Source organism: Euzebyales bacterium (assembly GCA_036374135.1).
Lineage (GTDB): Bacteria > Actinomycetota > Nitriliruptoria > Euzebyales > JAHELV01 > JAHELV01.
In genome coordinates, this window is the sequence record DASUUK010000003.1 from 21206 (window position 1) to 34387 (window position 13182).

The 13182-nt window shown below is 67.2% G+C and carries 16 protein-coding genes; 9 read left to right on the forward strand and 7 right to left on the reverse strand.

The genetic code is table 11. From position 1 onward, the window contains the following. Positions 1-77 precede the first annotated feature (77 nt). A complete protein-coding gene (locus VFZ70_00335) occupies positions 78-524 on the forward strand; it encodes a hypothetical protein (protein HEX6254232.1) in 447 nt (148 codons plus the stop codon). A 42-nt stretch (positions 525-566) separates the two neighbouring features. Here the strand turns inward: VFZ70_00335 and VFZ70_00340 are convergent, their stop codons facing one another. Continuing rightward, entirely contained in the window at positions 567-1013 is a 447-nt protein-coding gene (locus tag VFZ70_00340; GenBank protein HEX6254233.1) for a DUF983 domain-containing protein, read from the reverse strand. Further along, the gene (locus VFZ70_00345) at positions 1010-1930 is read right to left on the reverse strand and encodes a 5'-3' exonuclease (protein HEX6254234.1); all 921 of its coding nucleotides are present in this window, start codon (positions 1928-1930) and stop codon (positions 1010-1012) included. Before VFZ70_00345 ends, VFZ70_00340 begins: the two co-directional genes overlap by 4 nt. A gap of 52 nt (positions 1931-1982) precedes the next feature. Here VFZ70_00345 and VFZ70_00350 point away from each other — a divergent pair, with 52 nt between their 5' ends. Continuing rightward, entirely contained in the window at positions 1983-2765 is a 783-nt protein-coding gene (locus VFZ70_00350) for a DUF1353 domain-containing protein (GenBank protein HEX6254235.1), read from the forward strand. Between the two features lie 364 nt (positions 2766-3129). Further along, entirely contained in the window at positions 3130-3288 is a 159-nt protein-coding gene (locus tag VFZ70_00355) for a hypothetical protein (protein HEX6254236.1), read from the forward strand. Here the strand turns inward: VFZ70_00355 and VFZ70_00360 are convergent. Further along, entirely contained in the window at positions 3285-4043 is a 759-nt protein-coding gene (locus VFZ70_00360) for a BTAD domain-containing putative transcriptional regulator (protein ID HEX6254237.1), read from the reverse strand. The genes VFZ70_00355 and VFZ70_00360 overlap by 4 nt on opposite strands. Positions 4044-4186: 143 nt before the next feature. Between VFZ70_00360 and VFZ70_00365 the strand changes: the two genes are divergently transcribed. Together VFZ70_00365 and VFZ70_00370 are read left to right on the forward strand one after the other, a co-directional pair. Beyond that, complete coding sequence (locus VFZ70_00365; GenBank protein HEX6254238.1) at positions 4187-4618, forward strand: nuclear transport factor 2 family protein; 432 nt, start codon at positions 4187-4189, stop codon at positions 4616-4618. Positions 4619-4946: 328 nt separating this feature from the next. Next, positions 4947-5612, forward strand: coding sequence for an SRPBCC domain-containing protein (locus VFZ70_00370; GenBank protein ID HEX6254239.1), 666 nt, complete (start codon positions 4947-4949; stop codon positions 5610-5612). A gap of 101 nt (positions 5613-5713) precedes the next feature. Here the strand turns inward: VFZ70_00370 and VFZ70_00375 are convergent, their stop codons facing one another. Both VFZ70_00375 and VFZ70_00380 read right to left on the reverse strand, forming a co-directional pair. After that, complete coding sequence (locus tag VFZ70_00375; protein HEX6254240.1) at positions 5714-5842, reverse strand: hypothetical protein; 129 nt, start codon at positions 5840-5842, stop codon at positions 5714-5716. A 226-nt stretch (positions 5843-6068) separates the two neighbouring features. After that, positions 6069-6359 (reverse strand): hypothetical protein, encoded by a 291-nt coding sequence (locus tag VFZ70_00380; protein HEX6254241.1) that lies wholly within the window; start codon positions 6357-6359, stop codon positions 6069-6071. 770 nt (positions 6360-7129) lie between these two features. On the opposite strand from VFZ70_00380, the gene VFZ70_00385 reads away from it, so the two are divergent. Beyond that, a complete protein-coding gene (locus VFZ70_00385) occupies positions 7130-7600 on the forward strand; it encodes a hypothetical protein (protein HEX6254242.1) in 471 nt (156 codons plus the stop codon). A gap of 496 nt (positions 7601-8096) precedes the next feature. On the opposite strand, the gene VFZ70_00390 is transcribed toward VFZ70_00385, so the two are convergent. Further along, a complete protein-coding gene (locus VFZ70_00390) occupies positions 8097-8915 on the reverse strand; it encodes a hypothetical protein (protein HEX6254243.1) in 819 nt (272 codons plus the stop codon). Between the two features lie 441 nt (positions 8916-9356). On the opposite strand from VFZ70_00390, the gene VFZ70_00395 reads away from it, so the two are divergent. Next, a complete protein-coding gene (locus VFZ70_00395; GenBank protein ID HEX6254244.1) occupies positions 9357-10304 on the forward strand; it encodes a DUF1028 domain-containing protein in 948 nt (315 codons plus the stop codon). 389 nt (positions 10305-10693) lie between these two features. Here VFZ70_00395 and VFZ70_00400 read toward each other — a convergent pair whose 3' ends face one another. Continuing rightward, positions 10694-11407, reverse strand: coding sequence for a TetR/AcrR family transcriptional regulator C-terminal domain-containing protein (locus tag VFZ70_00400; GenBank protein ID HEX6254245.1), 714 nt, complete (start codon positions 11405-11407; stop codon positions 10694-10696). Between the two features lie 602 nt (positions 11408-12009). Here VFZ70_00400 and VFZ70_00405 point away from each other — a divergent pair. Both VFZ70_00405 and VFZ70_00410 read left to right on the forward strand, forming a co-directional pair. Further along, positions 12010-12522 carry a hypothetical protein gene (locus VFZ70_00405; protein ID HEX6254246.1) on the forward strand — a complete coding sequence of 171 codons (513 nt, stop codon included), beginning with the start codon at positions 12010-12012 and terminating at the stop codon, positions 12520-12522. Between the two features lie 198 nt (positions 12523-12720). Continuing rightward, on the forward strand, positions 12721-13152 hold the full coding sequence (locus VFZ70_00410; protein ID HEX6254247.1) for a hypothetical protein: 432 nt from the start codon (positions 12721-12723) through the stop codon (positions 13150-13152). Positions 13153-13182: the final 30 nt, after the last annotated feature.

The window sequence follows — 13182 nt, forward strand, 5'->3', positions numbered from 1 at the left end:
GGACAGCGGCCCGCAGACCTTCCCGGCCCAATTATCCTCCTGTATCGAACACACATTCGATGCGGGAGGATACGTCGATGCACGTCCTGATGACACCGATCACCGGATCCGCCAGGGCCGCCACGGAGGGTGCGCCACTCGACGGTGAACTGGCCGTGCTGCCGGTCGCAGCGACCGACGTGGGCGATGTCGGCGTCTTCCGCAACCGGTCGCGCCAGTTCGTCGGTCTGGACAGCCACGCCGACGCCTGCATCGTCGAGGTGGCCGAGCTCGATGTGTGCCCCGACGTGGTGCTGGCCCACATCCAGGAGTCAGCCGCGCGTCACGGACCACGTGACGAGCACCTGCTCGTGGCGCTGGCGGCGCAGATGACGGCGGAGATGCTGCACGTCGCGGAGCAGTTCCCGATCGGCACGATCCTCCATCGCGACGGCGACCTGGTGCGCGCGATCGTGCCGTTCCCTGACAGCCCCGGCCGGCGTCCGGTGTGCAGTCCAGGCAACGGCGGCCGTGGCCCGTGGTGACAGCGAACGCGACGACCGACGGGGGCGTCGGCGCTGAACGGCTCAGCCGCGCTCGTCGCCCGGCGCAACGGTGGGCGTCGGTGGCGGCTCCGGCTGGTCGGGGGCGGGCATGAACGCGCGGTCCAACGCCATCCAGATGGTGCGCGTCCACGGTGAGATCAGGATCGGCAGCACCGCGGTGGCCACCAGTCCGATCACCAGCAGCGGCGTCCACGGCACGTCCGGCCACGTGATGACCATCGTCGCCACGAACCCCAGGCCGAACGCGCCCTCGATGACCGCGAACGCCACGATCATCGCGCCCAGCCAGTACCCCTCCTCCCGTTCGAAGACCAGCCCGCAGCGGGGGCACGGATCATGGATGGTGAGCAGGCTGGGGAACAGGTCGCCGTGGCCGCAGCGGGGGCACTGCCGTCGGAACCCGCGCGCGAGCAGACGGCCGCGTTGCGTTCCGCGAGCGATCAGGTCGCGGTCGGTCGGCGGTCTCACGGCCCTCCACCCTCGCCCGCGCCTGCGGCCACCCGGTCGAGTGCGGCGAGCAGCCGGTTGCAGGACGCGTCGAGGGCCAGACGATCAGCCAGCGCCAGGAGGCCCGCCGGATCAGCCGGTGTGTCGGGCAACGCGTCGTTGACCACGCCCGTGTCGAGGTCGGTCGCCACACGCACCACCGAGCGTGCCGCGACAAGGTAGTCGTACGAGGCGAGCACCTTGCGCCGGACCGACGCGGTCATGTCCGACGACCGGTCGGCCGCGGCCGCGAGCACGGCGTCCACCGTGCCGTACGTGGTCATCAGCGTCGCCGCGGTCTTCTCGCCGATGCCCACGGCACCGGGCAGCCCGTCGCTCGGGTCGCCCCGGAGCAGGGCGTAGTCGGCGTAGGCTCGGCCGGGGATGTGGTAGCGCCCGGTGATCGCCGACTCGTCGATGACCTCGTGCCGCCCCACGCCGCGGGCGATGTAGAGGACCCGAACGTCGCGGGCGTCGTCCACGGTCTGGAACAGATCGCGATCGCCCGTGACCACGTCGACGGGACGGGTGGCGCGCGCCGCGAGGGTGCCGATCACGTCGTCCGCCTCGTACCCGTCGACGCCGAGCCGGGCGATGCCGAACGCGTCCAGCACCTGCTCGATCAGCGGGACCTGGACGCTGAGCGGGTCGGGCACGCCCTCGGTGTCGCTCTCGGCCACACGATGGGTCTTGTATGTCGGGACCGCAGCGACGCGCCATGCCGGACGCCAGTCGGCGTCCATGCACGCGACCAGATGGGTGGGCCGCCGTACGCGTACGAGGTGTGCGATGAAGTCCAGCAAGCCGGACACGGCGTTGACCGGTGTGCCGTCCGCCGCGGTGCGCGGCGGCACACCGAAGAACGCGCGGAAGTACAGCGACGGCGCGTCGAGCAGCATCAGGCGTCCGGCTCGGGTTCCCACGGCCCAAGGGTGCCACTACCCTGCGGCCATGACCGACACCACGCGCGACGGGCCACAGTGGCGCCACGGCTTCGACATCGACGGGCAGTCCGGCGGGCCGATCCGGCTCGCGCAGGTCGACCGCCGCTTCTTCGAGCTGCGCTCACGCATCGACTTCCGGGGTCACACCGGCCTGGAGGGTCGTGTGCCCGACGCGACCATCGCCAGGATCAGAACGCTCGATCCGCCAGAGCGGTTCCTGACCGACCTCGGGTCCGTTCCCGGCCCGACGCGCTGGTTCCTCGGTAGCTACGGCGAGCACACGCCGGCCGTCATCATCCACGACTGGCTCATCCCGGTCTCCCGGACGTGCGGGCTGGACGGCATGACCGATCAGTACGCCGACCGGTACATGCGCTTCATGCTCGACGAGGTCGGCGTCCGCTGGCTCAAGCGGTGGATCATGTGGGCGGCCGTGGCGCTGCGCACGCGCTACGCAGCCGGCGGACTGCGGCGGGTCTCGGTCGTGGCCTGGCTGGTCGCCGCACTGATCGGGCTGTCGACGTTCCTGTACACGCTGCTGTTCGGCGAGATCGGCTGGGTCACCGTGGCCGCGGCGGTCGCGCCGGCGCTGTTCGCCGGCCTGTGGGGACGCCAGTACGGCGCGGGACTGATCGCCGGTCTCACGGTGCCGTGGCTGCTACCCCCGACCGTGCTCGCCGTCATCGGCTACGCGATCTACTGGGTGATCGAGAGCATCGCCGGTGTGGTGCTGGCCTGGCTCGGCCGTGCACCGCAAGACCCGGGCACCATGGCGGCGGAGGGCATGTGAGGCACCGATCGGCCGGTCGTTCGCGACGACCAGATCGCCGATGTCGGAGGCGATGTCGTCGGCGAGCCATCACCTCGCGTTGACGACGTCACGCCGACACGCCCCGTCGTGACGTCGTCGGAGAGCGGCGCTCGATCTCGTCGAACGGCACGGTGAGCCGCACGACCCGCAGCGGCACGTCCACCCAGCAGGGTCGGTTGTTCGGCTTACCTACCACGCACCAGGCGTCGTGTACGGCGTGGACATCCGCAGTCGGCGTGGCCGCGTTGTTCGGCGGCTCACCTGTCAGGTCACGACGTTCGTTGGCGGGCTTGCCTTTGTTGACGGCCCTGCGTGAGGATCTCCTCGAGGTCTGGAGGTCGCGATGGCGCTGAGAATGACCTGCATGTGCGGGTATGTCATCGAGGGTGAGGACGACGACGAGTTCTGGAGGAATGCGCAGGGTCACATGGGTGTGTTGCACCCGGAGCTGGTCCGCAGCGTCACCCGCGAAGACATCCTCGCGCAGGCCGAGCAGCTCTAGTCGGCGGTGCGCAGCAGCCGTCTGTGAACGGTCTGCACGACGGGGCTGGGCGCGATTCCGAGCTCGTCTCGGAGCAGGACCCGTAGCCGCTCGTAGGCGCGGAGCGCCTCAGCGACGTTGCCGCGACGTTCCAGCGCTTCCATGAGCAGGCAGTGCCCACTTTCGCGGTAGGGCGCGAGTTCGGTCAGCATCCTGGCGCGTTCCTCTGCCTGCGCGAGCGCGGGGCCGCCGAGACCCAGGCTGGCGGCGGCGAAACACTCGAGCCCACGCAGTCGGACCTCTTCCAACCGGCGTCGCCATGCGTCGATCCATGGCGCTTCGAGCCCCATGAGGAACGGCCTGGTGGCGACGTGGTAGGCGATTCCTGCCGGACCCCATGCCTGCGCCCATTGTCCTTCGGCGATGTAGGACTCCGCGCGGTGCGCGCCTTCCAGGGCTGCCTCGGCGTCGACGAAGGTCGCCGGCGGCAGCCGCAGCTCGATCTCTGCCCGTCCGTGGAGCCGGTCGGCGCCCAGGCTGCGGCGGAGCTTGGACAGCGCCACGTTCAGCGCGCTTGCCGCTTCGGCGGGATGGTCGTCGCCCCAGCCGGCCACGAGCAGCTCGTCGCGAGGCGATGGACGGCCCCGCTTCAGGGCCAGGTACGCGAACAGGATGCGCCCCTTGCGGCCGGGCAGGGCCTGTTCGACGCGGGAGCCGTCGATGTCGGCCACGTACCGCCCGCAGAGCTGGATCCTGGCCTTGGTCCACTCACCCATCGGGGCCCCGGATCAACGGTCCTCGCCGTCCGTACGTGACAGCAAGCATACGGAAAGCTCGACGAAAGGCGCGGGAACGGTCCGCGCAATCAGCGGTCGCCACACTGCTCGTCCTCGACCGTCACGACCGCGGAGGAGAAGTCATGAACGCGAGCAACGTCGAGACCCATCGCGCCGGCCACGACGCCTTCAACGATCGGAATTTCGCAGCCATGACCGCGCGCTACGCCGATACCATCGTCTGGACGGACCACGCCCAGGGCCGAACGTTCACAACGCCCCGGGAGTTCAAGGACGACTTCCTCGCCGGATGGGTGCTGTCCTCCGGCGACATCCGCATCACCGACCCCCACTACGTCGACGCTGGAGCGACGGTGCTGTGCACGTTCACCGTCGTCGGCACCCACGATGGCCAGTTGGGCCCGTTCCCCGCCACCGGTAAACAGTTCGCACTGGCGCTGTGCGAGATGTGGCACTTCGACACCCAGGGGCACGTGGTTGGTGGGGACCTGTACTACGACCAGGTCTCGCTGCTCACCCAGCTGGGCCTGATGCCGCAGCCGTCGGCAGCATAGGCGGCGTCGCGAGCGGAGACGCGACACCGCGATGGATCACATGCGGGTGCTGTGCCGCGGATGCTGGACGCCGTGTCGCTCCCGGGACGACGTTGCGAGCGCACGGGATTTTCTGGTCATGACTGCTGTCACTGCGCCGATTCGTGAGCCTGGCGTGCACCGACGCCGGGCGGTCGTCCTCAACGCCGACATCGCCTCCTATTGTCGGCTGATGGCAGACGACGAGGCGGCGACCGTTGCGCGGAACCGACGCGACCGACCAGGCCGTCACGTCCCACCGGTCGGGGCCATCGCACACTTGTGTGATGGTGGCGCTCGAGCGCAGGACATGCTCGCGGCGTTTGAGCGTGCTTCGCGGTGCCCGACAATCGGGCTGGTCACCCGCCCGGATCATGTGCCGACGCACCGGCTGCCGTCCCTGCACGGCGGTGTGGACGATGTCCGTGTCGTGATGGACGCGGCCAAGAGCAGGCAGACCGACAACTTCATGTCGGGGCGCCTCCGGTGCCAGCTGCGTACGGAAGGATCCTCGATGGCCTCCCAGCCGGATGAACTGACCCTGCACCTGGAGAGCGTGGTGGACGCCCGGCCATCACGGGTGTTCGACGCGTTGACTGATGCCGACGAGGTGGCTCGGTGGTGGGGTCCTCACGGGTTCACGACCTCGGTTATCGAACTCGATCTGAAGGTCGGCGGGAGGTACCGGTTCGCGATGCAACCTCCGGAAGGCGAGATGTTTCATCTCCACGGCGAGTTCCGCGAGATGCACGCCCCCTCTCAGCTCGTGTACACCTTCCGCTGGGAGCCGCCCGATCCGCAGGATGTCGAAACAGCGGTGAACATCTCGCTGACGGACCTCGGTGGATCGACCCGACTCACCCTGGATCAGGGCGTGTTCGCCACCGAGGCGCGAACGGCACTTCACGAGCAAGGGTGGAGCGAAAGTCTTGAACGTCTGAGAACGTTCCTATCCTCGAATGAAGCGCATGCATAACGAACTTCTTGACGCGGGACAGCACAAACCCTGCCCTCTGAACGGCCCCCATTGACACCAGCACCCGCACCAGGCATCCACACCGAACACTGCCCAGCCGTTCAAGAGCATACCTTCAGGCCGTCGACGTAGTCGTCGGGCATCAGCCCGCGGTACGCCGCCTGCCAGGCGCGCACGACCAGCGCACCCATCGCCGCCGCGTCGCTGGGCCCCGCTGTACGCACGTGCATCTCGGATCCGCCGGTCACGTTGACGCCGGGCAACATAACCGAGATGCCCTCGCTTCGGAAGACTGAGGAGCGACTCGACGGGCTCCGAGCGGGCTCGTGCCAACCACATATCGGATGTCGATGGGACCGAACCGTAAGACCGCCTCCCGATTCCCGACCCCGACGGCCCGCTCAACCCTGGCCGCGCGTAGTGTCAGGGCCGGTAGAAGCGGCGGCCAGAGCAGCGTCAACCGAGCGCTGCGCACAAAGCCGAGAGGTCGCCCTCCAACTCCTGATGTGGACCGCTCACGACGATCACCTCGCCGGTCGACGCGTCAAAGACGACTCGGCCGGCGTCAATCAGCACAATCCCAGCACCCGGCGCGTTGAAATGGAACACCAATCCGAAGAAGCTCTCGGTCGTCGGCTCACCGTTCTCGAAGTCGATGACCACAGTCCAAGCATCGTGACCTGATACCGATGCGCCGGTCTCCGGGTTGGTCGCCGTGCCGTCGTCGCTCAGATCCGCGATGAGCATTCGCGTGTTAGTTCCTTGCCTCGGTCGTACTGGCGATGATGGCTGTCGCTGTGCCGGCTACCGCTGTGCCACCGACGACGGAATCGTTTGAGTTCGTCGATGAGTTCGTCGACGAGGAATCCTGCAGCTTCCCTATCGAGGTGACCTTTGTCGGGGGCGGGACCGAGCGAACCTTTTGCAGCGAAGACGGCACAGTTAAGAAGGTGATCGTTAACCTACCTCCATTGGCAATGCGCCGGTGAGCCCGCCAGCCGGAGGCCGTTCACGACTCACCCGACCACCCGCTCCGGAATGGCGTGAGCCCGAGCAGGGCGCGACTGCCGCGGCCGGCTTGGCACGGCTGGAAGATCCGCTGTGTAAACCGGGTACTCGGCACGTAGCGGAGGTGTGGGCCAGCCCTCCGCATGATCAGGGGTCCGTCGAATCGGTAGCATTCCGGCGGCGGACTTGAAGGCGCATGACGAGAGGGGCAGAGCGCGTGGGCAGCAGAGATATCCATCGACGGATGGGGGCAGCGGACATTGTCGTCATGCTCCGGGACCTTCTCGAAGACGAATGTCACGACGCTCGCCCGCAGCCGACTCGATCCAGCACCCGCGACCTCCCTTGAGTTCGCGGTAGCAGAATGCGAGCGGCCGTCTACATCGCCTCGCCCTGCCCGAGTGAGAAGTCTCAGCCCTTCACAACGGACCGCGGTTTGCCATCGGGACGGCTTCATCGACCGGCTCAGTCCAGAACGCTGACGGCTGGTCTACCCAGGAGCGATCCGCGTGCTGTCGCTTGAGCTGCCCGGCGCGATCGATGCCCACCCAGATGGACCCTGGGCGTACCGCGCAAACGCGCCGGTGTGGTGGGACCTGTGGCCAACGGTCGATCACCTGACCCCGCGGGCACGCTCGGGTACGAACGCCGAGGACAACCTCGCTTGCGTGTCCTGGTGGCGCAACGATACCAAAGGCGATCGAACACTTGCCGAGACCGGCTGGACGCTTCAAGCTCCCGGCTCGCCAGACGAGTGGGACGGCCTCCTCGAATGGTTCGTCGATCGCGTACGCCGCCGGCCGCATCTTGCTGAGGATGCAACGGTTCGCAGCTATGTCATAGCCGCGTCATCGGTCATCGCCGTCGATGTCGACGTGAGCGGGGTCGCCATAGAATCCGCCGCCACGGTGGCTGCCTCGCCGCAGCCGGACCGTGACCGTCACGACAGGCCGACGATGCGCTGTCGAAAGTCGGTCTGAGCGACGAACAGCCGGGGGGCCTACCACAGCCACCTGTCACAGACCGCGCCCAAGACTTGGCTGGCAAGCAGCGGGACCTGGCGGGTCATTCAACATCCCAGCCGTCAACGCATCCTCGAGCGACTGGTCGACGGCAACTGGAGCATGTACGAGGAGGGCCACAGCTCCGACCGACTGCTCGCGCTCGCCGCCGAGACAGACCGCCAAAACGGCATTCCGACTAGCGACCCACACCGGCGCTGCTGGCTCAACATCGAACCGTGACGCCATGCGAACGTCACAACCGCCGGCCACGGTACGGGGTTCCGGCATCCGGGACGCCGATATGACGGCCGAGCATGGACTGGACCCTACTCAACACTAATGGATTCCATCCAATTCCGCCCCACCTTGCCGGAAACGGGCGGCCAACGGCAGCCGGGAGACTCATTTCCGAGGGGTTGACGGAATAGGAACCTGCTACTGAATTGATCAGGCCTAGTGGATACAAGACCCGTCAAGTTAGGTTGTCGCCAACGGGTCGATCGGAGTGTCCTTCCGCACAGCTGTGGAGCTGCGCGTCGCCCAAGTCAAAGCTAGATCTCGGCATCCATCCTTGAGCAATTCTGATCCAGGACGCTGATCGATTGTGATCCTCGTAAGAACAAATGGCGGTAAGGCTGCCCCCAACAGTGATATCTTCGGCACGTTGTGAAGTGACTAAGCGTAAATCGCGGATCGGTCGTCGATAAGTGTGCGCCGCACTTACTACCTCCAATCGCGGAAAGGTGGTGGTCCACTCGTCAGCTTTTTGGTCGAACAGGACCTCGGATATTCTTGGCCCCGCTGTTCCATGCTGGGCCTTCACATCCCAGAATGCGATCTCTACCTTGACATCGGTACCGTCGCGAAACTGCTTGTCGCGAGCATCTTTCATGTAGTGCTTCACTTCAACCTTGTACGTATTGCGATCCTCGGCTGAGGCGAATGATAATATCTCGGCCCAAGCCGACTGCTGCCAGCCAGGGTCGGCGCGCATATTGTTGTACTGGTCGACGGCGTCTCCTACGAGCATTGCGGAGGCGCGATCAGTTCGTCCCACGGCAGCCCGTTCAAAGAACCGGTGAACAAGTTCGCGGGCCTCATCATCGTCGAGATTCTTGTACTCAGAAGCGCACACGATGGGAACTGCCTGCCACTGACAGACGTTCTCTCGGACCTCGTTGTCTCGGGCGGCCCAAGCAAGCACAGCAATTACGGCAGCAGCGATGACGGCGGGCACACTGCGTCCCGACCGCCTGCCGTAGCTGTACGCCTCAGACTGCACATTGCTCACCGCGGTCCCTCCGCACAGGTGACTAACTGGCAACCCTAGACAACAACGGACAACACCAAATGTCACGAGAACGATTTCTGAACTCTCGGCCGCTGTTGCATCACCGCCAACCAGCGCGAGCCGGGACGGCACGCTGTCAATCTCGTGTCCTTGACAGGGCCGAGAGTGATCGTCCAACGACATGCTCGAACGAGACCGATGTGTGCGTTTCCGGCCGAACATCCCCCCGCACAGCTCAGCTCGACCTCGGAGAGGCTTCGGCACCCGGTAGGGTGCAATCCGTCCGCGACTGGTTGTCGGACAGCGCGGACGGGTTCGATGCGGGTGGTTCGACGCCCCGACGCCCCGGACCGGCGCACCACTTGGGCTCCGCGCGATCCGCCGGACGGTGGCGACAGCGCTGTCCGCCGACGCCACGTCGGCGGGTCGAGTACAACTCACGTGACAGGTCAAGGTCGAGGATGGAAGGACGGCCCGATCACCTACTCGATCGTGGCGCGCTGCGCCGAGACCGGGCGACTGGGCGTCGCGATCGCGAGCCAGGCGCTGGCCGTCGGCCGCCTCGCGGCGTTCGCCGATGCAGGAGTCGGCGCGGTCGTCACCCAGAGCGTCGTGCTGATGGCGCACGGACCGCGCGTGCTCGACGGGCTGCGCGACGGCATGGGCGCCGCGGAGGCGGTCGCCGCGTCGCTCGACGCCGATGAAGGGTCAGCGCTGCGACAGCTCGCCGCGGTCGACACCCACGGGACGGTGGCGGCGTTCACGGGTGACCGGTGCATGGGGCACGCGGGGCACGTGACGGGAGACGGCTGGTCCGCGCAGGCGAACCTCGCGTCCGACCCCGGGGTGTGGGCGGCGATGGGCGCGGCCTACCGGGATCACAGCGGTCCGCTCGAGCAGCGGCTTCTCGCAGCCCTCGACGCGGCCGAGGCCGCCGGCGGTGATCTGCGCGGGCGGCAGTCAGCGGCGCTGCGCGTCGTCGCGCCGGCGCCGACTGGTGACCTGCTCACCGACGTCGTCATCGATGTGCGGGTCGACGATCACCCGGAGCCGTTGCGTGAGCTGCGCCGCCTGGTCGGCCTGGCCGTCGGGTTCCATCGGCTCGAAGTCGCCGAGCAGGCACTCGGCAGGGGCGAGGAGGACGAGGCGGTGCGTCTCGGTGGCGCCGTGGTCGTAGCGCACCCCGACGAGGTCCCGTACCGGTCAGCCTTCGCCATGCTGCTGATCGCGACCGGCCAGATCGACCGGGCACGCGAGGAACTGGCACAGGCGACCACCGCAAGCGGGGACGACCGGTGGCGCCTGCTGCTCCGGCGTGCCGCCGACGCCGGGCTCATCGACGACGACGCCGTCGCCGCCGTCCTGCGAGACCGGACCCCGACGGACTGATCCGATCCGTCCCCCGACCACAGATCGCCGCCAGTTGCTGGACGAGCACGTCCGGCCGGAGCGACGTTGAGGCTCGCCTCGCAACGACGTTCGCAATTGCATCGTTGGTGCTGACTGATCTGACTGGAAGTGTTTATTTCACCACGGTGTACAACATCGTCAGCCGAGATGGAACCGACGGCGAGCAACTCACGGACTTCTCGAAGCAGATTCGCAATCTCATCTGTCATGGGTCCGACGGGTGTGAGAAATCCGACTCGCCTCATGCACGGTACCCCGCCGGTCCTGCGCCACGGACGCGATTCTCGAACGACGAAATGGGGCGACCGAGCAATCGTCGCCCGAAGTGACGCGTGCGAGCGGGTGCCTTCGAATCGCAACGGAGGTGTTCAGCCCGTCGTGCGCCGGTGTTCGAGCCCGTCCAGTATCAGATCGAGACCGAACTCGAACTCGATCTGGTCATCACACCACCCCAACGAGCTGTCGCCCTCGTCGTGCGCGACCTCCGAGAGCATCGCCAGCAGGTGGGGAAACTGGTCCGCGTGCTCCTCGAGCAGGGCGGCGGTCTCCGCGCCCGCGGCCTCGGGATCGTCGGGCTCGAAGAGCTCCTGGGTGAACCCGAGCGCGCGACTTCCCAATGCGTGCAGTGCGTGATGTGCGACGTCATATGAGAAACCACCGGATTTCAGGATGCCGAGCACGCCATCGAAGTAGCGCACCATCGCCGGGATCGTCTTCGTGCGCGTCTCGAGCACCCGGGGCGCCCACCTGTGCCGGAGCAGCACCTGCCGGGCGGTGAGGACGCGCACGCGCAGCGCCGTCTGCCAGTCGTCCCCCGGTTCCGGTCCGTCCGCCTGCTCCACCGCAGCGAGGATCTCGTCGAGTACGACGTCGACCACGCCGTCCAGGATCGCCTCCTTGTTGGGCACGTGGTGGTACAGCGACATCGCTTCGACCCCGAGCTGCCGGGCGAGCCCGCGCATCGTGAGCGCGTCGAGGCCGCTTTCATCGGCCAACTCGACGGCCGCGCGAAGCACGCGCTCACGGCTCAGCGGGACGCGGGCAACCTCGGTCGACACGTCGACAGCACTGTCAGATGCCATGGACACCTCTCGTCGGGCCATCCTACCCGTACATAGTAAGTCTGAGCGCGTCGACATCATACGCGCCTGCGCCACGCGAGGCGGTACCGGTTGTGATCGGCTCGCAAACTGGACACCGCCGCGCCTGGAAGATTGAAATCCTCACCGCCACATGGATCGGCGATCATGTCGCACGGACGGGCCAGAAGGGTTGACATTTCTTTGTCCGGCGGAGCCGGTCCTCCAGTCGTTCGTGGAATAGCCCCATGCAGTTTCGCAACGCAGGAACAAGCCACCACAAGACGCTGAAGCACGGCGTGGCGATCACAGACAGACATGGCGAGGTCGATCACAGCGACGCTATTGTGTCAACAGTGTTTGTGATGCTCAGGCGTTGACAGCGATGGCGGGAAGCTGAGATGGCACCGAAGGTGCACTATGTTTGGCACCATTGACAAGGCCGTCAGACGGTAGCGCCGGAGACCGCGACGTCGCGGAGTGGACGCTCGGTGAGGGTCGGACCGGCCGGCTCATGCCGGGCATTGGACAGATCGCCACCCGTCGGCGACCATGGGTGACGCGAGTGTGACAGCCAAGTGCGGTCGCAGAACGTGAGGTCGCCGGTGACAGCGAAGGGTACGGCCGGGCCACTGAGGCGCATCGTCGTCTCGGGGTTGGCCGCGCTCAGCATGCTCCTGCTCGCGGCACCCGGCGCCGCCGCCGACATCGTGCTCACGCTGTCGGTCGACCGCGAGGCGCGGATCACCGCACTCGACGCGGCGGGCGCGGGAGTGACCGATGGCACCTTCTCACTCGCAGATGCCGACGAGGTGCGGGCACACGGCGCGGTGCACGACGAGTTCGTGTCGGTCGACGATGAGCTCGGACCCAAGATCGTGCGCGCTGTCGAGACCTACACCCTCGATGACGGCAGCTCGTTCACGATCCGGTCGGTCGGCCGACGGACGTCCAGCGACGGGGCGACGCTGACGCTGTCGACGACCGTGGTGCTCATGGACGGCACCGGCGCCTACGCCGGGTTGACCGCCCAGGGCGTCGGCACCACGGTCGTGGATCTGACCAGCCGGACGGTCCACAGCCGCTACGACCTCGACATGCGCGCTGACGCCGCGTAGCTCCGGTCCACCGACGGGCGGGAACCTACCGTCATGTGCCGGCGTCGAAGCGGCATGGGTGTGATGGGCGCGGCGTCGCGAGGCACCGGACTTCCACTGGCGCTGGTCTGTGTCACCCTGTCCGCATGCGGTGCAGCCGCGACGCCCTCCTCCACGAGTGATTCATCTGCCGCGCCGTCACGTCCGGTCCCCGGTGTCGTGCGTTCCGAGCCCCCGACCGCGGCACCGTCCGAGCCCGATGAAACGGTCTCCCAGCAGCCGCCGCCGCTGGTCATCGCATCGGACGCCGGAGTGGCCACGTACGACGCCTACACCTACTGCTGGAGCGCCGAAGGCGTCGGCGTGTGCGCCGACGGTGTGCCCACGCTCGACGTCCGCGCGCGAATCGCGGGCGCGACGACCCTCGAGTTCCCGGTCGACGGATGGACGCTGACGGCGAGCCGACGGCTCGACCGCGACGGAACCGACACAGCGCCCGTGGCGCTGCGTCAGCGCGACGACACCGTCTGGCTGATCGCCGACCCGCTGCCCGCCGGTCCTCACGTGATCGAGGTGTCCGGTCGCGGGCCCGAGGGTGATGCCTTCTGGGCCATCCCGGTCGACGTCGTGATCGCCGACGGCGCATCCTGATCCGCGACGCGCGGTACGGTCCCGACCGGA

Excerpts from the sequence above, each read along its gene's own strand:
- VFZ70_00335 (HEX6254232.1), top strand. The coding sequence starts at position 78 with ATGCACGTCCTGATGACACCGATCACCGGATCCGCCAGGGCCGCCACG.
- VFZ70_00345 (HEX6254234.1), bottom strand. The coding sequence starts at position 1,930 with ATGCTGCTCGACGCGCCGTCGCTGTACTTCCGCGCGTTCTTCGGTGTG.
- VFZ70_00350 (HEX6254235.1), top strand. The coding sequence starts at position 1,983 with ATGACCGACACCACGCGCGACGGGCCACAGTGGCGCCACGGCTTCGAC.
- VFZ70_00355 (HEX6254236.1), top strand. The coding sequence starts at position 3,130 with ATGGCGCTGAGAATGACCTGCATGTGCGGGTATGTCATCGAGGGTGAG.
- VFZ70_00360 (HEX6254237.1), bottom strand. The coding sequence starts at position 4,043 with ATGGGTGAGTGGACCAAGGCCAGGATCCAGCTCTGCGGGCGGTACGTG.
- VFZ70_00365 (HEX6254238.1), top strand. The coding sequence starts at position 4,187 with ATGAACGCGAGCAACGTCGAGACCCATCGCGCCGGCCACGACGCCTTC.
- VFZ70_00370 (HEX6254239.1), top strand. The coding sequence starts at position 4,947 with ATGCTCGCGGCGTTTGAGCGTGCTTCGCGGTGCCCGACAATCGGGCTG.
- VFZ70_00375 (HEX6254240.1), bottom strand. The coding sequence starts at position 5,842 with ATGCACGTGCGTACAGCGGGGCCCAGCGACGCGGCGGCGATGGGTGCG.
- VFZ70_00380 (HEX6254241.1), bottom strand. The coding sequence starts at position 6,359 with ATGCTCATCGCGGATCTGAGCGACGACGGCACGGCGACCAACCCGGAG.
- VFZ70_00400 (HEX6254245.1), bottom strand. The coding sequence starts at position 11,407 with ATGGCATCTGACAGTGCTGTCGACGTGTCGACCGAGGTTGCCCGCGTC.